22 protein-coding genes are annotated in these 23,894 nt (G+C 71.5%); 8 read left to right on the forward strand and 14 right to left on the reverse strand.

All coding sequences use genetic code 11. The annotated features are described in order from the left end of the window. The first annotated feature begins 28 nt into the window (after window positions 1-28). The gene (locus tag BTM25_RS15560) at window positions 29-1,141 is read left to right on the forward strand and encodes a hypothetical protein (RefSeq protein ID WP_103563624.1); all 1,113 of its coding nucleotides are present in this window, start codon (window positions 29-31) and stop codon (window positions 1,139-1,141) included. Here the strand turns inward: BTM25_RS15560 and BTM25_RS15565 are convergent. Genes BTM25_RS15565 through BTM25_RS15575 form a run of 3 tightly spaced genes read right to left on the reverse strand, consistent with a single transcriptional unit; the run spans window position 1,102 to window position 3,185 of the window. Beyond that, entirely contained in the window at window positions 1,102-1,713 is a 612-nt protein-coding gene (locus BTM25_RS15565) for a hypothetical protein (protein WP_103563625.1), read from the reverse strand. The genes BTM25_RS15560 and BTM25_RS15565 overlap by 40 nt on opposite strands. Before the next feature lie 51 nt (window positions 1,714-1,764). Beyond that, window positions 1,765-2,445: a hypothetical protein gene (locus BTM25_RS15570; RefSeq protein WP_103563626.1), complete on the reverse strand. Its 681-nt coding sequence runs from the start codon at window positions 2,443-2,445 to the stop codon at window positions 1,765-1,767. Continuing rightward, a complete protein-coding gene (locus BTM25_RS15575; protein WP_103563627.1) occupies window positions 2,442-3,185 on the reverse strand; it encodes an ATP-binding cassette domain-containing protein in 744 nt (247 codons plus the stop codon). Before BTM25_RS15575 ends, BTM25_RS15570 begins: the two co-directional genes overlap by 4 nt. Window positions 3,186-3,354: 169 nt before the next feature. On the opposite strand from BTM25_RS15575, the gene BTM25_RS15580 reads away from it, so the two are divergent. After that, window positions 3,355-3,774 carry an HIT family protein gene (locus tag BTM25_RS15580; RefSeq protein WP_103563628.1) on the forward strand — a complete coding sequence of 140 codons (420 nt, stop codon included), beginning with the start codon at window positions 3,355-3,357 and terminating at the stop codon, window positions 3,772-3,774. Window positions 3,775-4,251: 477 nt separating this feature from the next. Next, window positions 4,252-4,494 (forward strand): type II toxin -antitoxin system TacA 1-like antitoxin, encoded by a 243-nt coding sequence (locus BTM25_RS15585; protein ID WP_103563629.1) that lies wholly within the window; start codon window positions 4,252-4,254, stop codon window positions 4,492-4,494. A 227-nt stretch (window positions 4,495-4,721) separates the two neighbouring features. Here the strand turns inward: BTM25_RS15585 and BTM25_RS15590 are convergent, their stop codons facing one another. The 4 genes from BTM25_RS15590 to rlmN all read right to left on the reverse strand — a co-directional run bounded on the left by BTM25_RS15590 (window position 4,722) and on the right by rlmN (window position 8,548). Next, a complete protein-coding gene (locus tag BTM25_RS15590; RefSeq protein WP_328589641.1) occupies window positions 4,722-5,240 on the reverse strand; it encodes a PH domain-containing protein in 519 nt (172 codons plus the stop codon). A gap of 410 nt (window positions 5,241-5,650) precedes the next feature. Further along, complete coding sequence (locus BTM25_RS15595) at window positions 5,651-6,445, reverse strand: DUF1963 domain-containing protein (protein ID WP_103563630.1); 795 nt, start codon at window positions 6,443-6,445, stop codon at window positions 5,651-5,653. Window positions 6,446-6,507: 62 nt separating this feature from the next. Continuing rightward, a complete protein-coding gene (locus tag BTM25_RS15600; RefSeq protein ID WP_103563631.1) occupies window positions 6,508-7,023 on the reverse strand; it encodes a DivIVA domain-containing protein in 516 nt (171 codons plus the stop codon). A 379-nt stretch (window positions 7,024-7,402) separates the two neighbouring features. Further along, complete coding sequence (gene rlmN, locus BTM25_RS15605) at window positions 7,403-8,548, reverse strand: 23S rRNA (adenine(2503)-C(2))-methyltransferase RlmN (RefSeq protein ID WP_103563632.1); 1,146 nt, start codon at window positions 8,546-8,548, stop codon at window positions 7,403-7,405. A gap of 132 nt (window positions 8,549-8,680) precedes the next feature. Here rlmN and BTM25_RS15610 point away from each other — a divergent pair, with 132 nt between their 5' ends. Next, window positions 8,681-9,817, forward strand: a complete 1,137-nt coding sequence (locus BTM25_RS15610; RefSeq protein WP_103563633.1) for a suppressor of fused domain protein — start codon at window positions 8,681-8,683, stop codon at window positions 9,815-9,817. 34 nt (window positions 9,818-9,851) lie between these two features. Here the strand turns inward: BTM25_RS15610 and BTM25_RS15615 are convergent, their stop codons facing one another. The 5 genes from BTM25_RS15615 to rpsB form a co-directional block, all read right to left on the reverse strand. Beyond that, entirely contained in the window at window positions 9,852-10,739 is an 888-nt protein-coding gene (locus BTM25_RS15615) for a phosphatidate cytidylyltransferase (protein WP_103563634.1), read from the reverse strand. Further along, the gene (frr, locus tag BTM25_RS15620) at window positions 10,739-11,296 is read right to left on the reverse strand and encodes a ribosome recycling factor (RefSeq protein WP_103563635.1); all 558 of its coding nucleotides are present in this window, start codon (window positions 11,294-11,296) and stop codon (window positions 10,739-10,741) included. The genes BTM25_RS15615 and frr overlap by 1 nt, the downstream gene beginning before the upstream one ends. A gap of 51 nt (window positions 11,297-11,347) precedes the next feature. Beyond that, window positions 11,348-12,124: a UMP kinase gene (gene pyrH, locus BTM25_RS15625; RefSeq protein ID WP_103563636.1), complete on the reverse strand. Its 777-nt coding sequence runs from the start codon at window positions 12,122-12,124 to the stop codon at window positions 11,348-11,350. A 54-nt stretch (window positions 12,125-12,178) separates the two neighbouring features. After that, entirely contained in the window at window positions 12,179-13,015 is an 837-nt protein-coding gene (gene tsf / locus BTM25_RS15630; protein ID WP_103563637.1) for a translation elongation factor Ts, read from the reverse strand. A gap of 75 nt (window positions 13,016-13,090) precedes the next feature. After that, a complete protein-coding gene (gene rpsB, locus BTM25_RS15635; protein ID WP_103563638.1) occupies window positions 13,091-14,044 on the reverse strand; it encodes a 30S ribosomal protein S2 in 954 nt (317 codons plus the stop codon). 296 nt (window positions 14,045-14,340) lie between these two features. Here rpsB and BTM25_RS15640 point away from each other — a divergent pair, with 296 nt between their 5' ends. Then, window positions 14,341-15,033, forward strand: coding sequence for a murein hydrolase activator EnvC family protein (locus BTM25_RS15640; protein ID WP_103564658.1), 693 nt, complete (start codon window positions 14,341-14,343; stop codon window positions 15,031-15,033). Window positions 15,034-15,404: 371 nt separating this feature from the next. Here BTM25_RS15640 and BTM25_RS15645 read toward each other — a convergent pair whose 3' ends face one another. Continuing rightward, window positions 15,405-16,331, reverse strand: a complete 927-nt coding sequence (locus BTM25_RS15645; RefSeq protein WP_235828435.1) for a tyrosine recombinase XerC — start codon at window positions 16,329-16,331, stop codon at window positions 15,405-15,407. Between the two features lie 205 nt (window positions 16,332-16,536). Between BTM25_RS15645 and BTM25_RS15650 the strand changes: the two genes are divergently transcribed. The 3 genes from BTM25_RS15650 (at window position 16,537) to dprA (ending at window position 20,144) form a co-directional block, all read left to right on the forward strand. Next, window positions 16,537-16,905, forward strand: coding sequence for a YraN family protein (locus BTM25_RS15650; RefSeq protein WP_103563640.1), 369 nt, complete (start codon window positions 16,537-16,539; stop codon window positions 16,903-16,905). Between the two features lie 543 nt (window positions 16,906-17,448). Further along, on the forward strand, window positions 17,449-18,996 hold the full coding sequence (locus tag BTM25_RS15655) for a YifB family Mg chelatase-like AAA ATPase (protein ID WP_103563641.1): 1,548 nt from the start codon (window positions 17,449-17,451) through the stop codon (window positions 18,994-18,996). Beyond that, the gene (dprA, locus tag BTM25_RS15660) at window positions 18,993-20,144 is read left to right on the forward strand and encodes a DNA-processing protein DprA (protein WP_103563642.1); all 1,152 of its coding nucleotides are present in this window, start codon (window positions 18,993-18,995) and stop codon (window positions 20,142-20,144) included. Before BTM25_RS15655 ends, dprA begins: the two co-directional genes overlap by 4 nt. 2,244 nt (window positions 20,145-22,388) lie before the next feature. On the opposite strand, the gene BTM25_RS15670 is transcribed toward dprA, so the two are convergent. After that, the gene (locus BTM25_RS15670; protein ID WP_103563644.1) at window positions 22,389-22,703 is read right to left on the reverse strand and encodes a DUF2469 domain-containing protein; all 315 of its coding nucleotides are present in this window, start codon (window positions 22,701-22,703) and stop codon (window positions 22,389-22,391) included. Window positions 22,704-23,894 lie beyond the last annotated feature (1,191 nt).

Consider the following 23,894-nt stretch of genomic DNA (forward strand, 5'->3'; position numbering starts at 1 on the left):
AGCATCATCCGGGTTCCGAGGGAGCGGCATGACGACCATCGTCCTGGTGATGATGTGCGTCGCGGTCGGGGCCTTGGAGCTGTACGCCGGACGGCAGGGCCGCGACCGCGAACGCGCGTACGTCCGGCGCATCGACGCCCTCCAGGACCAGGTCACCCGGCAGAACGACGCGCTCGCGACCGTCGGGGAGCGGCTCTCGGCGGAGCTGGCGAAGGTCCAGCGCGACCTCCTGCCCGGCCTGGGCTCGCGCGTCGACGACACCGCCGGGCAGGTCGCCGAACTGGCCGGACTCGTCCGGCAGGCCGAGGCGTACGTCCGCGCGCAGGCGGGCCGGATGCACGACCTGGAGCAGCAGCGCGTCACGCTCGCCGCGCTGCGCCGCAAGCTCGGCGAGGTGGAGGGCGCCGTGCGCGCGCTGGACCGTGCCGGGACCGGCGCCGTCGAGGGCAAGGTCGACACCGCGCTGGACCGGCTCGCCGACCTCGCCCGGGGCGGCGGCGAGATCCTCGACCTCCAGCGCACGCTCACCCGCACGCTGGAGGAGGTCGAGGACGTCGTCGCCGAACTCCTCCGCCTCACCGAGGGCGAACTGGACGACGCCGTCGCGGGCGCGGTCACCGGCCGCACGCCCGCCGCCGTGCCCGTCCGCGCCACCGGACGGCTCTGGACCCGCGACGACCAGGTCCGCGACATCCTCGCCGAGGTGTACGAACGGGCCGTCCGGGCGAGCGGGCTGGAGATCCGGTTCCGCGCCGACAACGCCGCGCGCCGCCGCTACTTCTTCGGCGGACGCCGCGTCGAGGACCTCGGTGGAACGTTCACGGCGCTGCTGATCTCGACCGGCGCGGACCTGCGCTCGGGCGCGCGTCCCGCCGGGCTGGCCCGCGCCCCCGAGGACGAGGCGTCGCTCAAGGCCCTGCTGCGCACGGTGTTCGAATGCACCGGCGCGGTCGCGCAGATCGGGCCGCTGCTGACCGTCCGGACGCGCGAGGAGCTGCTGTGCGCCGTCCTGACGCCCGACCAGGGTTTGGAGCTGGAGAACGACGAGCTGTACTTCGACCCGGCCGCCGCCGCGCAGCGCCTACGGCTCCTGCCGCCGCATCAGGTGTGGGACCTGACGGCCTGGGGCGCGAGGGCGTAGGCGCGCACCGTCCGGTCGTGCGGCGGCCCGATCCGGACGAACACCGGACACGACGCGGCGCCCGTCCGTCCGTCGACCTCCGCGCACAACCCGATCCCCGCCGCCCGGTCCAGCAGGACGACGTTCTCCACCGCTCGCGCGGCCCGCACCGCGTACGGCACCGAGTCGGCGTCGTCGGCGCGGACGAGTTCCTCGAACGTGAGGCGCCGCGCGAACCGGACGAGCGCCGCGGCGTCCACGATGCGCGTCCCGGCGGCCTCGGCGGGGCCCGCGATGACGATCCCGAAGCTCGGATCCTCGCGTCCCCGCACGTAGATCTCGCGATCCGGCTCCAGGCCGCGCGCCCGCCGCGCGAGCTGCACGCCGAACCCGGCGTCGTCGGCGAGGAACGCGGGCGGGCCCGGACCGCCGTCGGGCACCCGCACGGCCCCGGCGGGCGGTCGCCAGCCCGGCAGGTAGACGCCGAGCCCGCGCAGGAGCAACCGCCAGACCGGACGGCCGGTGACGTCGGGAACGAACTCGCCGCCGGACCCCCGGGCGCCGCGCGGCAACGACTCCTGCGCGCCGTTCATGCGCCCATCTTCCGTCCCGCCCCCCGCCCGCACAAGACCAGCTGCCCGCACTCATGGACGCGTGCGGACGGCGACCAGATAGGAACCGGCGACTGCGGCCGTCCACAGGACGAGATGCAGCGCGATCCCGGGGAACGCGTGCGTGAACGCCTCGGTGCCGTCATGGGCGGCCTTCTCCCAGGCGAGCAGGGGGACGGCGAGCCGGCGCAGCGGGCCGAGCCCCAGCAGGACGGCGGCGGTGAGCAGCCCCAGAAGGCTCACCAGCCCGGCCGCCGGACTGGGAATCATGACGCGGGCCGTCCACGCCCCGAGAGCGGTCGCCGCCGCGCACGCCAGCGCCGCCAGGCCCAGCCCGGTGAGCATGACCGGGACCGGCACGCCCGCGTTCCGCGCCTGTGCCATCGGCACGACGAGCACGAGGACGCCGAGGACGAGGTTGGCGAGCAGGGCCGCCGCCAGATCGGCGACGTGGCGGCGGCGGACGGCGAGGGCCGCCAGGTCGCGTTGCCCGTCCGGCTGGGTGTCGATGAGTGTGCGCGCCGTCCAGGCCCAGAGCGGGAACAGGAAGGCCGGCACGTCGCCGAGTCCCCCGGTCGCCAGGCGAAGGCCGTCCGGACCGGACGGCCCCTGCGTGAGCACGACGAGCACGAGCAGCAGCGCCGGGACCAGCGCGTAGAGGACGCGCGACGACCGCACATAACCGTGCAGGACGAACCGGACGAGCGCGATCACGACAGTCTCCGGACTCGATGACCCGCCGCACGCAGACCCTCTTCAACAGTCTCCGCCTGTGCCTCTTCGACGGTCACTTCGAGCCGTGCGTACCGTTCTCCACGCGAAGCCCGCCCGGGTTCCCCTGCCTTCTCGGCCGCGTCAAGGACGCGGATCGTCCGATCGGCCACCAGGAGACGGTCGCGATCGCGGATCGGGCCGAGCACGCCCTGGTGATCGCTGATGACGACGGTCGCGCCGTCGGCGGCCCGCTCGGCGACCAGCGCGGGCAGCTCGTCCCGGGTCCTCGCGTCGAGCCCGGCGAACGGCTCGTCGAGGATCAGCAGGTCGGGCTCGTGGAGCAGGGCTTGCGCGAGCCCGACCTTCTGGGCACTGCCCTTCGACAGCTCGGGCAGCCGGACATCGAGAAGATGAGCGAACCCCAGCCGTTCGGACCATGCGCCGATGACGTCGTCACGCCGCTTGCGCAAAGCGGCCATGTGCGTCAGATAGGCCCGGACGGTGAACGGCTGGGCGACGGGAAACCGCTCCGGCGCGTAACCGACGCGCCGAGGACGTCCGGTCACCCTTCCACGCCGTGGCCGCCGCAGCCCTGCCACCAAGCGGAGGAAGGTCGATTTGCCCGCGCCATTGACGCCGGTCACCTCGACGACCCGTCCCGGAGCCAGTTCGAGCGTCACATCACGAAGAATCCACGGACCGCGCCGGTGGTAGCGGAAGCCGACGTCATCGAGGCGCATGGTCCCGGGACGCTATCGACGTCCGCGTAAGCGGATCATCAAGCTCACATCGGCGAACGCCTCATCCGCGACTCGAACGAGCGCCGCTCCGACCGGACGGGTTTCCGCAGCCGCACTCGTCCGGCGTGGAGACAGGCGGCGGAGCGCGCGAAGGCGGAGAATCCAGCTCATGAGCGGTTGTGTGTTCTGCGAGATCATCCGGGGAGAGCGGCCGGCGCACCGAGTACTGGACGCGCCCGACGCGGTCGCGTTCCTGGACACACGCCCCCTGTTCAAAGGGCACACGCTCCTGGTCCCGCGCACGCACTACGAGACGCTGGTCGACCTCCCCGAGACCGAGATCGGCCCCTTCTTCACGCATGCGCGAATGCTTGCCGCCGCGATGGAAACGGCCCTCGGCGCCGCGGGATCGTTCGTCGCCGCCAACAACCGCATCAGCCAGAGCGTCCCGCACCTCCACGTCCACGTCGTCCCGCGCAACCCGAAAGACGGCCTGCGCGGCTTCTTCTGGCCTCGCCACAAGTACGCGTCCGAAGCCGAGGCCGCCGAGTACGCCGAGCGCCTGAGCACCGCGCTGAACCAGCCATAACCCCACGCCCCACCCGCATCACCCGCATCACCCGCATCACCCGCATCACCCGCATCACCCGCATCACCCGCGAGCCTGCCCCCACCCGTCGCTCAGCGCCCAGCCGCCCCGGTAAGCCCGGCCCCGATCGGAGCATGGCAATGCATGCGCTCCAGGCTGACGCGACGTGCGCGCCGAGCCGCCGCCGCGACCGGACGCCGGGCGAGGAACAGTCGAAGCGGGACGGGATCTCGGCGAGCACGCCGAACGTTGTCAGGACGGGGAAACGCGCATGACGGCGGCATGACGGGGAAGGCAGTGCCGAAGCCATCGGCGGCACGGGGAAGGACGAGAACGGCAGCTCCCGCAGGCACACGATCCGGCGGTCAGCGAACCGGTCACGCACGTATCCCTTGAATCGCCGCACGGTGTCCTGGCGGGGGATGGCTCCTGTCATTCGCCCGTCGTATTTTGGTGCTGCCAGGAAGGAGACCGGCCATGTCCGAGTCGGTTCCCGCTCTCCACCCCGACGAGTCCGTCGAGTTCCGCCTCTCCGCCGAACAACATGTGGTGCTCAGCGAGGCCGCCGCTCTCCTCGGGTGGACGGTACCCGAGTTCATTCTCTGTACCGCTCTGGACCGTGCTGAACGCGATCTCCACGCCCAGGCCGTCACCGCCGCACCAACCGGCGAAGAAACGACCCACGCCCCATTCACGGTCTTTCTCACGACGAACCCGTAGCCGAACTCCCCCAGGCGACCCCGCCGCCAGAGCGAACGTCATAGATTCGGCCGGACGCAATACCGAATCGCTTTACCCCAAAATCCTGCCCACCCAGCCGGGCGAAGCCCCGGCGAAGGCGTGCCGCCTCATGAGAGGGCACCCGCGCCACAACCATCATCCCGGCACCGGGCGGCGGCCTGGCCGCCCGCGGCGGCGGTACCCGCGCCCGCCCGGGGGAAGGACGATCAGTCCGGCGAGCCGTCCACCGCACCGAAGATCACTGAAGACACTTCGAGATAGAGCTGCTCGGGATAAGGGACATACCCAACCGCCTTGAGCGCCTGCCACTGCCCAGCGGTTTCCAAGACGAAGTCCCCGTACCCGAGGATGCGTCCGAGCGGCGTCCGTTCCAACGTGATGTCGGTGACCTTGCTGAGCGGAGCCATGCCAACGTTCCGATTGAAAATCCCCGAAACGGCCATGACCCGATGCTCGGTAACGAGAAAGAAGTCGATCGACCAGCCGAGAACACGCCACACAAGGTGCCCGAGCGACAACAACCACAACCACCACACGAGCCAGAACCCAGTGAACGCCGACACCGCAGCACAGGCCAACAACGACCCCACCGCACCGGACGCGGCAGGCAAGAGCACCGCCGGATGCTTGCGCACCGCGATGACCCGACCCTCATACGACATCAGATACTTGTCGATGACCCGCGACCGGGAGTCCCGGTAAACGATCATCTCTTGCAGATTCACGGTGGCGGCATCCTCGTCATGATCCGTGGACTACCACCGTAGCCGAACCCCGCCGACACGGGGAGACACCGACCAGCCACACCCACCCCAACCCGCACCCACTCCCCCGACCACCCACCCGCACCCACGTCCACCAACCCACCAAGCGGACAACCTTTCGACCCTGGGCATCGGCGGACTTCACACGCACGGCCGGTACTGGCGGGCCTGGCTGGCTTGGACAGCGCGAGGTTGGCGGGTGAGGTTGGCGGGTGAGGTTGGCGGGTGAGGTTGGCGGGTGAGGTTGGCGGGTGAGGTTGGCGGGTGAGGTTGGCGGGTGAGGACGCGGTTCAGAGAGTGCGACTCGGACGGCACGGCTCGGTGGGCGCGGGTCGGAGGGTGCGGGTCCGAGGGTTGTGTACTGGGTGGGTTCAGCGTGCGGTCTTCTTTCGGCCGCGGGGGCGGTGGGGACGCGGGTTGTAGTCGGACTGGACGGTCAGCCACGCATCGGCGAGGGCCTCGTTCGGGTCGTTGTGGAAGAACAGGCGTCCGGGCTCGCCCCAGAACCAGCCCAGGCGCGGGTCGCTGTCGAGCTGCAGAAGGAGCTGCCGGTCGCCGGGGTCGTCCGGACGGCGCAGGAAGCCGCTGTCCTCGACCAGGCTCGGCCAGCCGCCGAGCTGGTGCGCGGGCTCGTCGTACCAAAGGCTGCGGTGCCACGCCCTGTGCAGTTCCTCGTAGACAGGCGCGAAGCCCACATAGACGGTATCCAGGCTGCGGACGAGCAGCTCGCGGGGTGAAGGCAGCGACAGGAACGGCATGACGCCGAACGCGAGTCCCGGTGCGGGTGCTTCGTCCCGCACGGCCGGGGCTCCGGTGAGGACGCGCCAGCCGTCGCGTTCGTCCGGACGCCCCCACGGACGGGGCGGCGCCCCCCGGAAGTAGAAGGACGCCGACCCTTTCGCCGGCAGACCCGGCAGAACTGCGACCGATGCCAGTGCGGCGCAGTCGAGGGTCGCGAGGTGGTCGAGCGGACGCCCGTCCGCCACCGGCGGAGGCACCCCGGGCGGCAGGGACGGCGCGCCGCCGAGCCGCACGGCCGTCCCCGCCCCGGCGCGGAGCCGCAGCGCGGGCCGCGCCAGGGACAGGACGATCGCCACGACCTCGGGGACGAGATGCAGGGAGAACAGGCGGCCGAGCCGCCGTCGCTGAGCGGTGATGTGGTCCATGCCACTCAGCGTTCAGCAGCGGAGCACGCGCCGCCAAGCGTCCGTTGAAGCTGTGGATAACTTCAGTGAGTCTCCAGCGCGTCCGCGAGCTGCACCAGGAAGCGGTCGACCTCCTGCTCGTCGTAGCTCGGCAGCAACCGGACGGCCGGGAACTTCGTCTCCCGCACGTCGCGCGGGGACAGCGGAGGCTTCGCCCCCTGCAACCCGGCGATGACCCGGTCGAGGAACGCGTCCACCTCGCGCACGTCGTAACCGCCGCGCACCCGATGGCCCGTGAACCGAATGTTGTGGATCCACTTCGCCAGCGAGGCCGGTTCGATCACGGCGCGCCGCGGCCGACCGGTACCCACGGGCTGCCCGCCGCGCAGTTCCGTCGCGCACTCCACGAGCAGCGCTTCGACCGCGCGCCGGTCGTATCCGCGCACGACGACGTCGAACCGGGCCGCGCGCACCTCGTCGGCGGCCATGGTCCTCTCGCCCCGCAGCGCACGGGTGATCCGCTCCATGAAAGCGTCGACCTGGGCGCGGTCGTAACCGCGCATCACCACAGGCAGGCGCTTTCTCGCTATCGCCGTCATCCGGCTCCTCAGCAGTGTTCGCCTGATTCAGCGGTGGCCCCGTACACCACTTTCCGTCGTCCGAGCGGGCGACGGGAACAGCCTTGCGTGACGCGGACCACCCGTGCAAGCGAACTCACGGATCTCGGCGGCGGAGGTTCATGGGCGGACCCACGATCTGTGAGGCGTTACACGCGGATCGCATGCGAACGACTCCGGCACGGCGTTTTCACCGGCCCCCGAAGGCCCGGACGGCCACCGAACGAGATTCGTCACATGGCCCGCGACCTGGGAGAACAGGCCTCGCTTTGGGCATGTTGACAATTCTTCAAGGTCTCCGTCACCGATTTTAGGCTGGCCGGATCCGGCCAGTGACGCGACAGAACCGGCGGCCGATGCCTCACCCCGACTGCGCGGCGAGCTGCCCGCAGGCCCCGTCGATCTCCCGTCCGCGCGTGTCGCGGACCGTGACCGCGACGCCGTGCGCTTCGAGCCGGCGGACGAACTCGCGCTCGTCCTCCGGGCGCGACGCCGTCCACTTCGACCCGGGCGTCGGGTTCAGCGGGATCAGGTTGACGTGGACGAGATGCCCGCGCAGCAGCCGTCCGAGCAGGTCCGCGCGCCACGCCTGGTCGTTCACGTCCTTGATCAGCGCGTACTCGATCGACACCCGCCGTCCGCTGCGCTCGGCGTACGCCCACGCGGCGTCGAGCACCTCGGCGACCTTCCAGCGGTTGTTGATCGGCACGAGGTCGTCGCGCAGCTCGTCGTCCGGCGCGTGCAGCGAGACCGCGAGCCGGACCGACAGGTCCTCGGCTGCCAGCTTCTCGATCGCCGGGACGAGCCCGACCGTCGACACCGTCACCGACCGCTGGGAGATCCCGAGGCCCGCGGGCGCCGGGTCGGTGATGCGCCGGACCGCGCCGAGCACGGCCTTGTAGTTCGCCAGCGGCTCGCCCATCCCCATGAAGACGATGTTGGAGACGCGTCCAGGACCGCCCGCCACGCGTCCGCGCGCGAGCGCCCGCGCCCCCGCCGCCACCTGCTCCACGATCTCGGCGGTGGACAGGTTGCGGGTCAACCCGGCCTGGCCCGTCGCGCAGAACGGGCAGTTCATCCCGCATCCGGCCTGCGAGGAGACGCACATCGTGGCCCGGTCCGGGTAGCGCATCAGGACGGACTCGAACAGAACGCCGTCGAACGCCTTCCACACCGTCTTGAGCGTGCGGCCGTCGTCGCAGGCCAGTTCCCGGACGGAGTCCAGCAGCGGCGGCAGCAGCTCGCCGGTGAGCCGTTCCCGCGCGTCCGCCGGGAGATCGGTCATCTCGGCCGGGTCGTTCACCAGGCGCGCGAAGTAGTGCCGCGAGAGCTGGTCCGCGCGGAACGGCTTCTCGCCGAGTTCGGCGACGGCCGCGCGGCGCTCGGCGAGGCTGAGGTCGGCGAGGTGCCGCGGCGGCTTGGCCCGCCGGGGCGCGGCGAACACCAGCTTGGCCGGGGTCTTCGCGGGCGTGGCGGACCCGCCGGAGGGTTCGGTGAGGGAAGACATGGTCCGTCCAGTGTCGCAAACGCGCGCCGATGCCCGCGCCATCGCCCGCCCCGCCGCGAACGGGCATGCCGGCGGCCGGGACCGGGCACGTTCCGGCACGTACGGGCCCCCGGGCGGGCTAAGGTCTCGATCATGTCGGTATTGCGCAGGGGAACCGCTTCGGCGCGGCGCGCCGAAGCGGGGGCCGTCCGGACGGAGACCAGCCCGTACGGCGCCCGTCGTCTCGTGATCGAGAGCGACGGGATCGTCACCTCGGCGTCCCTCCTGGACAAGCAGGACAAAGTGGTCGGCGCGGTCTGGGTGGCCAACCACGAGGAGGCCCCCGCGGGCCCCGACCAGGTCCGCCTCGACGCCGGGTTCGCCCCGCTCATGCCCGCCACGCACATCCGGTCCCGCGCCGGACGCGGCCCGCTCGTCGGCGACGACCTGGACGTCGTCTGGTTCGAGGAGGGCGACGGTGTCGCGGTGCTGGAGGACGGCGCGCCCCTGTTCGTCATCCCCGGCTGGTCCGACATCGGCCGCGGCATCCCCGGCTACAGCCGCGGCGCGACCGCGCAGAGCCCCTACGCGTTCCCGCTGAGCGACGAGATCGACGCGTTCGAGGTCAGGATCGAGCGGGCCCGGCGGCACTGGGACGACGTGGCGTCCGACGAGTCCTGGGCCGACTTCCAGCAGTCGGTGCTCGGCCACCTCCTGCAGCGCCTCGGCCCCGGCGGGCACTACTGGCACGACGTCGGACGCGGGCTCACCGGCGGCGCCGCCCCCACGGTCGGGCTCAGCGAGCGTCCCCCGCAGCACGACCGCGACCACGCCGTGCTGAGCACCGTCGGGATGAGCCGGCAGCGGATGCCCACGATCGAGCTGTACGAGGACGACGTCTCCCCGCACGCGCGCATCGAGCTGGCGGTGGCGACCTCCCTACCGGCCCGGCGTGCGGGCAGCATCTTCCCGTGGCTGGCGCAGTACCCGTGGCGCTCGGTGACGTGGTTCGCCCCGGGCGACGTGGTCAAGTGGTACCACGAGGCCCGGACATTCCCGCTCGGCGGCGAGGACACGGCCTGGGAGGGCGTCCTGCTCCTGGACGACCCGAGCCGCCTCGCCGGACCCGTCCCGCCCGGCCTGACGGGCCTGTCGTTCGACGGCGACCCGGTCCGGTGGCTGTGGCTCGTCCCCATCACCGGGGAGGAGCACCGCTACGCCAAGAGCGAGGGCTCGGAGGCGCTGATCCGCCGTCTCGCCCAGCAGGGACGGTCCTGGATCGTCTCCTGACCGCCGGAAAGTACTGACGCGAAGGCCACAGAAATCAGGCCGGGACGAACAGCTCCAGCAGCAGCCACACGACGGGCGCGGTCGCGATCAGCGAGTCCAGCCGGTCCATGACGCCGCCGTGGCCCGGCAGCAGATTGCCCATGTCCTTGATGCCGAGATCGCGCTTGATCACCGACTCCATGAGGTCGCCGACGGTCGCGGTGACGACGGCGGCGAGCCCGACCAGCACGCCCGGCCATACCCGGTGGTCGTCCAGCAACCACCACATCAGCCACGTCGCGACGAGCATGCAGGTCAGCGCCGAGCCGCTGACGCCCTCCCAGGTCTTCTTCGGGCTGATCCTCGGCGCGAGCTTGTGCCGTCCGAGATAGGTGCCCGCGAAGTACCCGCCGATGTCGCTCGCGACGGTCGTGGCGATGAAGATGACGATCCGGTGGTCGCCGTCGTCGGGCCGCATCAGCAGCGCGACGATCCCGCCCATCAGCACCAGATAACCGGTCACGAACACACCGGCCGTCATGTCCCGGACGTAGCCGTCGCTGCCCGCGAGCATCCGCGCGATCATCACCGCGAGGACGGTGAGCGCGACGACCGCCACCAGCCCTTTCGCGTCCCAGAAGTACGCGGCCAGCGGCGAGGCCGCCATTCCCGCCACGATCGGCGGGAACGGCACCTGGATCTCGCGCGCTTTGAGGGCGTCGGCCAGTTCCCGCGCCCCGAGGCACAGGAACACGATCATCACCGCGAGGAAGATCTCCTTCACGGTGTAGAGGGAGACCAGGACGAGCGCGCCGAGGGAGATCCCGACCACGAACGCGATCGGGAGGTTCCGCCCCCCGCCCTTCTTCGGCGCGGGCGCCTCGGCTCCGTCGTCCGGCCCGGCAGGGGTGGTCACAAGGTCACCGGTCTTGTCGACGTCCATCAGACTTCGAGCAGCTCGGCCTTCTTGTGCTCCAGAAGCTCGTCGATCTGCGCCACGTACCGCTGCGTCGCGTCGTCGAGCTCCTTCTCCGCGCGACGGACGTCGTCCTCGCCGGCCTCGCCGTCCTTGGCGAGCTTCTCCAGCGTGTCCTTGGCGCGCCGCCGGATGTTGCGGACGGACACCTTCGCGTCCTCGGCCTTGGTCCCCGCGACCTTGATGAACTCGCGCCGGCGCTCCTCCGACAGCTCGGGGAAGACGACGCGGATGACGTTGCCGTCATTGGTCGGGTTCACACCGAGGTCGCTGTCGCGGATCGCCCGCTCGACCGCTGCGGACGACGACTTGTCGAAGACCTGGACGACGACCATCCGCGGTTCGGGCAGCGTGAACGACGCGAGCTGGTTGACCGGCGTCGGCGTGCCGTAGTACTCCGCGGTGATCTTGTTGAACATGGCGGGGGTGACGCGTCCGGTGCGGATGGTCTGGAAGTCCTCCTTGGCGACCGCGACCGCCTTCTCCATCTTCTCCTCGGCTTCGAGGAGGGTCTCGTCGATCACTTCGACTCCCGGTTCACCTTGGTCGTCCGTTTATGTCCCGCTCGTACGCGGTCAGCCGTCCGCCGGGCTGACCAGTGTGCCGATCTTCTCACCGCGAACGGCCCGGACGATGTTGCCCTGCCCCATCAGATCGAACACGACGATGGGAAGCGCGTTGTCCATGCACAGGCTGATGGCCGTGGCGTCCATGACCTTCAGGCCCCGCTGCAGGACTTCACCGTAGTCCAGCCGGTCGAACTTGACCGCGTCCGGATTCTTCCGCGGGTCCGCGTCGTACACGCCGTCCACCTGCGTCGCCTTGAGCACCGCGTCCGCGCCGATCTCCAGCGCGCGCTGCGCGGCGGTGGTGTCGGTGGAGAAGAACGGCTGGCCGAGGCCCGCGCCGAAGATCACGACGCGGCCCTTCTCCAGGTGGCGCATCGCGCGGCGCGGGATGTACGGCTCGGCGACCTGACTCATCGTGATCGCCGTCTGGACGCGGGTGTCGAGGCCCAGCTTCTCCAGGAAGTCCTGCAGCGCCAGGCAGTTGATCACGGTGCCGATCATGCCCATGTAGTCGCCGCGGCCCCGGTCCATGCCGCGTTCGGCGAGCTGCGCGCCGCGGAACATGTTGCCGCCGCCGCACACCACCGCCACCTGCACGCCGTCCCGGACGGCCTCGGCGACGGCCTCGGCGACGTGCTGGACGACCGCCGGGTCGATGCCGAGCGGGTCCCCCCCGGCGAACGCCTCGCCGGACAGCTTCAGCAGAACGCGCTTCCAGCCCGCACGCGGGGCATGGGCGGACGGCGAGGCCGCCGCCGTGTCAGTGGTGGTCTTCTCCGGCACGTCGGCGGCCTCCCTGTCGCGTTCTGAAAAAATCGGTCCCGGTTACTCGGGGACCTAGGCCTGGCCGACCTTGAAGCGGGCGAAACGGACGACGTTGACGCCCGCCTCGTCCAGAACCTTGGCAATGGTCTTCTTGCCGTCCTTGACGAACGCCTGCTCCAGCAGGACGAAGTCGCGGAAGTAGGCGTTGACCCGACCCTCGACGATCTTGGGGATCGCCTGCTCGGGCTTGCCCTCGTCGCGGGTGAGCTGCTCGGCGAGCGCCCGCTCCTTCTCGATCGCCTCGGCCGGGATGTCGTCCCGGGTGAGGTACTTCGGCGACATCGCGGCGACCTGCTGCGCGACGTCCTTGGCGACCTCGGCGTTCTCCTTGTCCAGCTCGACCAGCACACCGGTGGTCGGCGGCAGGGACGGGTCGGACTTGTGCAGGTAGCTCGCCACGTACGCGCCCTTGTAGTGCGCGAGGCGGCCGATCTCCAGCTTCTCGCCGATCTTGGCGCTGGCCTCCTGGACCAGGGCCTCGACGGTCTTGCCGGGCTCGATCTCGGCGGCCAGCAGGGCCGCCGCGTCCGCGACGCCGCTGGTGGACGCGAACTCGACGAGCCGGTCGGCCAGCGCGATGAACTCGGCGTTCTTGGCGACGAAGTCGGTCTCGCACTTGATCTCCAGGAGGGCGCCGTCGCCCTGGCCCTGGAAGTACTGCGCGATGAGGCCGTTGGCGGCGGTGCGCTCGGCACGCTTGCCGACGTCCTTGGCGCCCTTGAGACGCAGGATCTCGACGGCCTTGTCGAAGTCGCCCTCGGCCTCGGTGAGAGCGTTTTTACAGGCCATCATGCCGGAGCCGGTCAGTTCGCGGAGCCGCTTGACGTCGGCGGCGGTGAAGTCAGCCATCGTTCTTTCGTCTCTGTGTGGTGGAAAGACTGTGGGCGACCGGTCCCCGGGATCGCTCCCGGGGACCGCGTGTCGTCAGGCCTGCTCGGCGGCGCCGTCGGCGGCCGGCTCGGCGGGCTGCTCGGTCTCGACCTCGGCCGCGGCCTCAGCCGGGGCGGCCTCGGTCTCGGTCTCGGCCGGGGCGGCGGGGGCCTCGGCCTCGGCGGCCGGCTGCTCGGCCGGCTGCTCGGCGGGGGCCTGCTCCTTGTTCTCCAGCAGGTCGCGCTCCCACTCGGTGAGCGGCTCGGCGGCGGCCCCGGCCTCGGCGGGCTTCTCGTCGCCGCCGGTAGCGGCGCCCGCGCGGGCGATGAGACCGTCGGCGACGGCGTCGGCGACCACCCGGGTCAGCATGCTGACGCTGCGGATCGCGTCGTCGTTGCCGGGGATCGGGTAGTCGACCTCGTCGGGGTCGCAGTTGGTGTCCAGGATCGCGACGACCGGGATGCCGAGCTTCTTGGCCTCGTTGACCGCGATGTGCTCCTTCTTGGTGTCCACGATCCAGACGGCGCTCGGCACCTTGGCCATGTCGCGGATACCGCCGAGGGTGCGCTCCAGCTTGTCCTTCTCGCGGCGAAGGCCGAGGAGCTCCTTCTTGGTCATGCCGGAGCCGGCCACGTCGTCGTAGTCGATCTCCTCCAGCTCCTTGAGCCGCGTGAGCCGCTTGTGGACGGTGGAGAAGTTGGTGAGCATGCCGCCCAGCCAGCGCTGGTTGACGTAGGGCATCCCGACCCGCGCGGCCTGCTCGGCGATGGCCTCCTGGGCCTGCTTCTTCGTGCCGACGAACAGGATCGTGCCGCCGTGCGCGACCGTGGCCTTGACGAACTCGAAGGCGCGGTCGATGTAGGACAGCGACTGCTGCAGGTCGATGATGTAGATGCCGTTGCGCTCAGTGAGGATGAAGCGCTTCATCTTCGGGTTCCACCGACGCGTCTGGTGGCCGAAGTGAACGCCGCTCTCCAGGAGCTGCCGCATCGTGACGACGGGTGCCATGTCCCGTTGTTCCTTCCTGAGGCCCGGGTCGTTCTCCCGGGCGGTTCGGTTAGGTCTGCGCTCCGGCACGACCCCACCGCGCTGGGCGGACCGAGGGATCGCACCCCACCGGCTCTCGGAACCAGGTGACGTGTGAGCGCGTGGATTCGGCCGCCCGGGTCTGGACCCACGCAGCCGTATCTCGATTCTATGGGATGAGCGCCGTGCGAGTGGAATCAGCCGGGTCGGGAGGCGGGTTATCCACAGATCGGCCGACCGGTGGCGGGGGCGTGGGGCGGCTCGGCAGGCTCGGCCTCATGACTTCGTTCGCGTTGTTCTTCCTGGTCCTGCTGACCGCGTCGCCCGGCTCCGGTGCCGACGGCGGGGGGTGGCGGTGGCCGCTCGGTCCGCCGGCTCCCGCGGTCGTCCGGGGGTTCGCGCCGCCCGCCGTCCCGTGGGGCGCCGGGCATCGGGGGGTCGATCTGGCGGCGCGTCCCGGTCTGCCGGTGTTCGCGGCCGGGGCGGGACGGGTCTCCTACGCGGGGCGGCTCGCCGGGCGCGGCGTCGTCGCGATCAACCATGGGACGTTGCGGACGACGTATCTGCCGGTCGTCCCGTCGGTGCGGGTGGGCGGTGTCGTCTCGGCGGGGTCGCGGATCGGCGTGGTCGAGGACGCGTTGCCGCCGCATTGCGCACTGGCCTGCCTGCACTGGGGGTTGCGGCGTGGGGCGGTCTACCTGAATCCGCTCGACCTGGTGCAGCGGCGGGTGCGTCTTCTTCCGCGCTGGTCGGCGCCGCCGACGCCGGACGCCGTTGTGGCCTCGCGTCCCGCTCGGTCCGGGCTGCGCGCGGCGACGACCGGGGGCGCCTTGGTGACGGGGATGCTGCTGGCGTTCGTTCTGCTGTTCCTGTGGCGGCAGGTGCGGCTTCGGGCGACGTTCGTCCGGCGGCGCGCGCCCGCGCAGGTCATCGACCTGGCCCGCGAACGGCGCCTGCGCCGGGCCCGCTGACCTCGCCGCGCCCTCGCCCGTACGTGCTGGGCACGTGACTACACGGGCGGACGTCTGGAGGCGGCGCGGCGGCGGTCGTCTCCTCGCACGGCCGCAACGACGCGATCTAGCCACGTCCAGCACTCAACGCAAACGAGAAGGGAGGTCGGCAAGGTCGCGCCAACAGCGCAGCTAACCGAAAACAGCGGCAACCGACCGGCACGGCGGGCGATGCGCGCACCGGCTGCGCTGTCGGTTCGCCGTAGCGGGCTCCCGCGCAAGCCCCGGCGGCCTGCGAGGACGACAGCCCTTCGGCCCGTTCGGGCGCAGGGCGCTGCGTAAGTCCGCCAGCGCACGGAGCTTGGACGAGCCCGCGCAGGTCAGCGGGACGATCACGAGTCCGCCGCGCCCCTCGGGTGGGCTTGCCGGTGAACCTTCTTGAGACGTTCGACGGACACCTGCGTATAGAGCTGGGTCGTCCGGAGCGACGAGTGCCCGAGGATCTCCTGGACGCTCCGCAGATCGGCTCCGCCCTCCAACAGGTGCGTCGCGGCGCTGTGCCGCAGGCCGTGCGGACCGAGATCGGGGACGTCGCCGGCCGCCGCGATCCGGGCGTGGACGATCCGCCGTGCGATCGACGCATGGAGCCTTCCGCCGCGCGCTCCAAGGAACAGCGCGTTGCCGCTCTGCTCGGTGGCGAGGACGGGACGTCCCGCGCGCAGCCATTCCTCCACGGCCTGGACGGCGGTCTCCGCGATCGGGACCGTCCGCTCCTTGTCGCCCTTGCCGATGACACGCACGGTTCTGCGGCCGGTGTCGAGGTCGCCGATGTCCATGCCGCACAGTTCGCTCACACGGACGCCGGTCGCATAGAAGACCTCCAAGACAGCAAGGTCTCGCGACCCTTGCGGCCCTTCAGCCTCCACCGTGTCCAGAAGGTGCGCGGCCTGGTCCTGCGACAGGACCGAAGGCAGATCCCGATTCAGGCGCGGTGTACCGAGCAGCACGCCCGGATCTTCCGCGAGAACACCCTTCCGGTGCAGGAAGCGGGTGAACGCGCGCACGGCCGCCGTCCGCCGCGCGAGCGTCGCCCGGGACATCCCGTCGGCATGCTGCCGCGCGAGCCAGGCGCGCAGGACGGCCACACCGAGTTCGTCCGGGCCGCCGAGCCCCACCGTGTCGGCGTGCCGGGCGAGGTCGCGAAGGTCGCCGAGGTACGCGCGGAGCGTGTGCGGCGACAGTCCGCGCTCCGAGCGGAGATGGCGCTCGAACTCCCGCAGCTCTCGGTACAGCGGTCCAGGCTCGTCGTCGGTCGTCACAGGGCCACGCTGATCTTTCTCGCCGCCGATTGCAAGCGCCGACGCCGCTCCCCCGCCGTCCTGCCGAATGCCGCACGACACTCGACACCCAAACCCACCCATATGCCGCGAATTCAACCACCCTGGGGCCGAGTTGTCCCCAGAACCACTTTCTATTCGAGACGGCGCACTGGATTCGGAAGGGTCGATGGCGGAGGTGAGAGCGATGTCAACGAAGACCAACGCCGCGCACGTTCTGGGGGCACGCGGCGAGATCGCCGCCATGCGGCACCTGACGCGCCTCGGCTGGACCATCCTCGACCGCAACTGGCGGTGCGCGGAGGGCGAGCTGGACATCATCGCCCACGACGGGCGGCGTTACGTGGTCTGCGAGGTGAAGACGCGCAGCGGAGCGCGCTTCGGCCACCCGCTGGAAGCGATCACGGCCGGCAAGGCCGAACGGCTGCGCCGCCTGACCCAGCGCTGGGCCGCCGAGCACCAGGTGCCCATCACACAAGTACGGATCGACGTCCTCGGCCTGCTGTGCGCGGACGACGACGGCTTCCTGATCGACCACATCCAGGAGGTCTGCTGATGCGCCCGCCCGTCCCGCCCCACGACGGTCCGAACCAGCCCGCGGCCATGCCTCCCTGACAACCCCCGCGTGCACGAGGACCCACACCGCGGTCCGACACCAAGCACGGACCAAGACCGCCCTCAGCCTTGAGTCGGCCGCACAAGCGCCATGTCCACCACGCGCCAATCCCACGCAGAAAGCCCACGCACGGAACACGCACAGGAGCCCACGCACACAGTCCGCGCGCCGGCCCACGCGCGTGGTCCTCGTCCGCGACCGACGTGCAAGCGCAACTCGCCGCGCCTGAGCCACGCGGGAGGTTCAGCGAGTCCACCGCATGGAGCCAGCGCGCGGATCCACGTGGATCCACGTGCGGAGGTCACGTGCGGGGTCACGTGTGTGAACCGCACCGTAGGTCACGTGCGGGCGGATTCGCGGTCTGCCACGAGACCGGTACGCGCACCGCAGCTCCGCGTGGTGCCCTGCGCGTGCCCACCCGTCTGCCTGTGCGGCTGTCTCGATCAAGCTCGCCGCTTCCCTCTTCAAGATCAAGGAGTTCTCATGACGCTCGCCAGAACACGATCGGTGTCCCTCCTCGGAGTCGAGGGGTTCGTCGTGGACGTCGAAGCCGCGATCACGAGCGGCATCCCCGGCATGCATCTCGTCGGCCTGCCCGACACCGCGCTGAGCGAGTCCCGCGACCGCGTCCGCGCCGCGATCTTCAACTCGGGCGAGGAATGGCCCAACCGGCATGTGACAGTGTCCCTTTTCCCCGCGAGCATGCCGAAACGGGGATCGCTTTTCGATCTGGCGATCGCGCTGGTGCTGCTCGCCGCAGCCGAAGCGGTTCCGCCGCGCTCATGCGCGGGACTCGTCGTCATCGGTGAGTTGGGGCTCGACGGCCGCGTCCGCCCCGTCCCGGGCATCCTGCCCGCTCTGCTGGTCGCCACGAAGGCCGGTTGCCGCACCGCCGTCGTGCCGAAGGCGAACCAGGCCGAGGCGGAGCTGGTGCCGGACCTGGAGGTCATCGGGGCGCAGACGCTGCGCGGCCTGCTCGCCGTCCTGCGGGACGAACCGCCGCCTCCCGAGGAGGCGGAGCCGTTCCCGGCCGTCCCGAACGGCATGCCGGCGCGTCCGCCCGATCGGCGTCCGAGGGTGGACCTCGCGGACGTCCGGGGTCAGGCCGAGGGACGCCGCGCCCTGGAGATCAGCGCCGCGGGCGGCCATCATCTCTACTTCTCCGGCCCGCCGGGCTGCGGGAAGACCATGCTGGCCGAACGGCTGCCGACCCTCCTCCCGCCGCTGGAACAGGACGCCGCGCTGGAGGTGACGGCGATCCATTCCGTGGCGGGCACCCTGCCGCCCGGACAACCGCTGATCACCCATCCGCCGTTCCACGCACCGCACCACACCGCGAGCGAGCCCGCGCTCGTGGGCGGCGGGTCCGGCCGGTCTCTCCAGCCGGGAGCCGCGTCCCTCGCGCACCGCGGCGTCCTGTTCATCGACGAGGCTGCGGAGTTCAAGCAAGGCGTCCTCGACGTCCTGCGGCAACCGCTGGAGGACGGCGAGGTGCGGATCGCCCGAGCGGAAGGGACGGCACGGTTCCCGGCCCGGTTCACGATGATCCTGGCGGCCAACCCGTGCCCGTGCGCGGCGGCGAACCGACGTGACTGCACCTGCGCTCCCGCGCTGCGCCGCAAGTACCAATCGCGGTTGTCGGGGCCGCTACTGGACCGTGTCGACCTGAAACTGGAACTCTCGCCCGCGAGCCGCGCCGAACTGCGCTACGACCTGGACTTCGCCGAGAGCAGCGACGTGGTCGCCGAACGCGTGGCGGCGGCACGGGACCGGACCGCCAAACGCCTCGCGGACACCCCATGGCGCTCGAACTCCGAGATCCCGGGCCCCGAACTGCGGCGCCGCTTCACGCCGTCCGCCGACGCCATGCGCGCGATCGACGACGCGCTGCAGAACGGAAGCCTCAGCGCACGCGGCATGGACCGGGTCCTGCGCGTCGCCTGGACGATCGCGGACCTGGCGGACCGCGACGAACCCGACGCCGACGACGTCGGCGGAGCACTGGCACTACGGATGGGACAGGGCACATGAACGAGCGCATCGCACGAGCCGCGCTGACGGCCCTCGCCGAGCCCGGCGACCGCCTGCTCAACCGCCTCATCGACTGGAGCGGACCGCCGGGCGCGCTCGCGACGATCCGCGACGGGACGCTCCCGGACGGCATCGCGCAGACCCGCGAGGAGAAGCACAAGGCGGTGACACGGCTCGAACACTGGCGCCGTCGCCTGCCGACCGTGGACACCGAGGCGGACCTGACGATCGCCGAACAGCTCGGCGTCCGGTTGGTGTGTCCCGGCGATCCGGAGTGGCCGACGACGCTGGAGGATCTCGGCGACGAACGTCCCTACGCGCTCTGGCTGCGCGGCCCCAGCGACCTTCGCAACGGGTGCCTGCGGTCGGTCGCGATGGTCGGCGCCCGCGCGTCCACGCCCTACGGGACGCGCATCGCCGCCGAACTCGCCGCGCGGCTCGCCGAGAAGGACTGGACGATCGTCTCCGGCGGCGCGATGGGCATCGACGCGGCAGCGCACCGCGGCGCACTCGCCGCCGACGGATCAACGCTCGCGGTCCTCGCCAACGGCGTGGACGTCCCCTATCCGGCCTCGCACGAAGGACTGTTCGCCGAACTCGCGAGCCGTGGCCTGCTGGTGAGCGAGTCACCACCCGGAACGACGCCGCGCAGATCGAGGTTCCTAGTCCGCAACCGGGTCATCGCGGCGCTCACGCGCGGCACAGTCGTGGTCGAGGCGGCCTGGCGGAGCGGAGCACTGAACACCGCATCCTGGGCGCGACGCCTCGGCCGCGAGGTGATGGCCGTCCCAGGCCCGGTGACGTCAGGCGCGTCCGAAGGCTGCCACCGCCTGCTGCGCGATTCGCCGCCCGCGCTGCTCGTCACGCGCCCCGAAGAGGTGATCGAGGCCCTCGGCCGTCTCGGCGCCGACCTGGCTCCCCCACCGCGCGACCCGGTCCTCCCCCGCGACCGTCTGGACCCGATGACACGAACGGTCCTCGAATCCCTGCCCGCCCGCGGCGCCGCAGGCCCCGCCCAACTCGCCGCACGCGCGGGCCTCGACCTGACCGCCGTCAACGCAAAACTCGGCCTCCTCGCCGCAGGCGGCTTCGTCGAACGAACACCCGGAGGCTGGCGCCTCACCGCCCTCGCCAAAGACCGCTCCTGACCGCCCGCAACTCCAACCCATCCCGCCCGCTCACCACGAACCAAAGAAAGCCACCCATGTCCCGCAGTCCACGCATGACCAGCGCGCCGCTCATCATCAGCCGCATCACCCACCCCGAGCGTCCCCGTCCTCAGAATGCGAGAACTCTCCCGCTCAACCCGCGACAGTTCGCCGCCCGACCGCCCCCAGCAGGCTCACGTACGAGAGCATTACGACGAAGTTCTCAGCTCGAGATGGTCCGGCAGTCGTCGCCGTGCGCCGAGTGGAGGCCAGCAGCGTTGGCCGCCGTCACGTGGGTCGGCCTGAGCACGTGTCGTCACGGGCGCGGGCAAGCCTGGCGCGCGGGCCAACGCGGACACGGACCCACGCCAGCCGACGGGGACGTAGGTCCGTGCGGGCGCAGCCTGACGCCGGGCGACGTTTGCGCCGGAACGGCCTGAGCGACGGAAGGCCTAACGCTGGTCGTCGCGAACGCGGGCAAGCCTGGGGTGTGGGCCGACGCGGGGCGGCCTGAGCCCCGGAACGTCCTGAGCACGGGCCAGCGCGGGCACGGGAACGGCCTGGGGCGGGCCGACGCGCACGCGGGCCGACACCGGCCGACGGCACGTGCCCCGGCTACGTGCTGCGGCACCGCGTGCCGGTCGGCATGACGGGCTGGGCGCAGGTCCACGGGCTGCGCGGCGGACACGGGACCGCGTGGGCGCGGCCCGGCGCCGGGCGGCCTGAGCGGTCGGAACGGCCTGAGCATGGGTCGGTGCGGGCACGGGAACGGCCTGGGGGCGGGCCGACGCGGACAAGGCGCCGACGACGCCGACCGACGGGGGCACGGGACCGTGCGGGCGCGGCCCGATGCGGAGCGGCCTGAGCGCTGGAACCGGCCTAAGCGCTGGTCGTCGCTAACGCAGCAAGCCTTCGGCGCGGGGCGGCCCGAGCGCCGAACGTCCTGGGCACGGGCCAGCGCGGGCACGGGAACAGCCTGGGGGCGCGCCAACGCGCACGCGGGCCGACGCCGGCTGGCGGGGACGCGGGACCGCGGGCGTGGCCCGACGCCGGGTGGCCTGAGCGGTCGGAACGTCTTGAGCTCGGGTCGTCGCGGGCGCGGGCAAGCCTGGGGGCGGGCCGACGCAGACGCGGACCCGCGACACTGGCCGATGGGGACGCAGGACAGTGTGGGCGCGGCCCGACGCGGGGCGGCCTAAGCGCCGAACGTCCTGAGCACGGGCCAACGCAGGCACAGGAACGGCCTAGGGCGGGCCGACGCGGACACGGACCGACGTTGGCTGGCCGGGGCTCGGGACCGTGTGGGCGCGGCCCGGCGCCGAGCGGCCTTTGCGCCACGCCAGGCGGTCTTTGCACCGGAACGGCCTGAGCACAGGCCGACGCGGGCACGGGCACGCTTGGGCGCGAGCCGACGCGGGCGCGGACCGACGTCGGCTGGCGGGGGCACGGGACCGTGCTGGCGCAGCCCGACGCGGGCTGGCCTGAGCGGCCGGAACGTCCTGAGCATGGGTCGGCGCGGGCACGGGAACGGCCTGGGGCGGGCCGACGCGCACGCGGGCCGACACCGCCCCACGGCACGTGCCCGGCTACGTGCTGCGGCACCGCGTGCCGACCGGCACGACGGGCTGGGCACGGGTCCACGGGCCGCGCGGCGGACACGAGACCACGTGGCGCGACCCGCGCCGGGCGTCCTGAGCGGCCGGAACGGCCGGAACGGCCTGGGGCGGGCCGACGCGGACACGGGCCGACGCCGACCGACGGGGACGCGGGACCATGTGGGCGCGGCCTGACACCGGGCGGCCCTTACGCCACTCGGCGTCCTTTGCGCGGGAACGGCCTGAGCGCGGGGTCATCGTCTCGGGCGCGGCCAAGCTGGGCGCGGCCCGACGCCAGCCGGCGAGGACGCAAGACTGTGTGGGCGCGGCCTGACACCGGCCGGCGGGGACGCAGGACCGTGGCGGCACGGCCCGACGCCGGGGGGCGTTCGCGCCGGAACAGCCTGAGCGCGGGGTCATCGTCGTGGGCACGGTTCGTCGCGGGCACGGACCGACGTCGGCCAGCGGGACCGTGGGGGCGCGGAGAGGGCCTGAGCGCGAGAACGGCTCCAGGACGGGCCGACACGGGCGGTCTGAGCACGGGAACGGCCTAGGCGCGGGACGGCGTGGGCGCGGGACGGCCTGGGCTTGGGCTGGAGTGGGACGCGGGGCGGCCTGGGGTGGGGTGGGTTCGGGTGATGGCGGCGGGTCAGTCGGTGGACGGGAGTTCGAAGTCGCTCTTGGCGATTTCTTCGACGTTGACGTCCTTGAAGGTGACTACTCGGACGTTCTTGACGAAGCGTGCCGGGCGGTACATGTCCCATACCCAGGCGTCCTGCATCGCTACCTCGAAGAAGACCTCGCCGTTTTCGGTGTCCCGGACCTGGAGGTCGACCGAGTTGGTGAGGTAGAAGCGGCGTTCCGTCTCGACGACGTAGCTGAACAAGCCCACCACGTCGCGGTACTCCCGGTAGAGCTGCAGCTCCATCTCGGTCTCGTACTTCTCGAGGTCCTCTGCAGACACTTATGCGCTCACTTCCGGTGAATCCCCCTGCCACCGGGCGACTCTTCACCAGCCCGCCATCCAGCATGATCATCCGCTAGTGATCCTGCTATCGCACACTGTATCGCTCTCGCAATCTTCGCAGCAGCTCGCGAGGGGCCGGGGGTCTGTGGAGTCCGGCCCGACACAGCAGCGAAGAGTGTAGCCCGATGGCAGGTTCGTCGCCTGGCGAGTCAGCGTGTCCACAGCGTCCCCGCGGCAGCGGGGGGCGGCAGGTCAGGGTTCTGTTTCGACCTCCGCACCCGATCTTTGAGAGGGCGGCACGCGTGACCGGCCATGTGAGTTCGCGGCTCACCACGTCGAGCCGCGGAACGCCCGCCACGGAGAACCCGCATCCCGCCAGGTCAGGGGCCTATCGCAGGCGTCGCGGAAGCACCTGGAGGCACGGCGAGCGACACGATGTTCCGGGTTTCGGCGGGCGTCGCGGCGGGCGGATGGACGGCCGACGGCCGAACACACGGCGGTCTCGGACCCACGCGCATGACGCAGGCGGCGGGCGGATGGACGGCCGAGGAGACGGCGGTCTCGGATCCGCGTGCACGGCGCGGGCAGACGGGCGTCGCGGCGGGCGGGCGGACGCCCGACGGCCGAGCACACGGCGGTCTCGGTTTCACGGGCAGAGCGCGGGCGGCGGGCGTGCGGCGGGCGGGCCGATCGGCGGCCGGACGGCCGGCCGGACGGGCGGGCGGGCGGGCGGCCGGCGGCCGAGGAGATGGCGATCTCGCATTCACGGGCGGGGCGCGGGCGGACGGGTGTCGCGGCCGTCGGGCGGGGGCGCTGGGGACGCTGGGGGGCGTGGCGCGGCCAGCTTGGTGGTCGGCGGGTGGGTGATCGTCGTGGGCATCTCGCGCGAGCACGTCGGGCTGCGGTGAGCGACGCGGCGTTCTGGTGTCACGGACCCGCGGGCGACTGGACGTTGTGGCGGCGAACCGGGGTGTGGCCGGAGGGGCGAAGGCGCGGGGTTTTCGTTCGTGGGCCGGTCCTTGTGAGGGACGCGCGGGCTGGGACGGGGAGTTCTTTTTGGGTTTGCGGGGTGTTCGTAAGGGCTGTGCGCTTCGTTTGACAAAGCGGATTTGGTTTGTTGGTTCGTTTGCTTGAGTCGCTCGGGTTTGGTCCGCTTCCTTTGACTTCAGTACTTCATTGGGCGTTGGG

The sequence above is a fragment of the Actinomadura rubteroloni genome (assembly GCF_002911665.1).
Lineage (GTDB): Bacteria > Actinomycetota > Actinomycetes > Streptosporangiales > Streptosporangiaceae > Spirillospora > Spirillospora rubteroloni.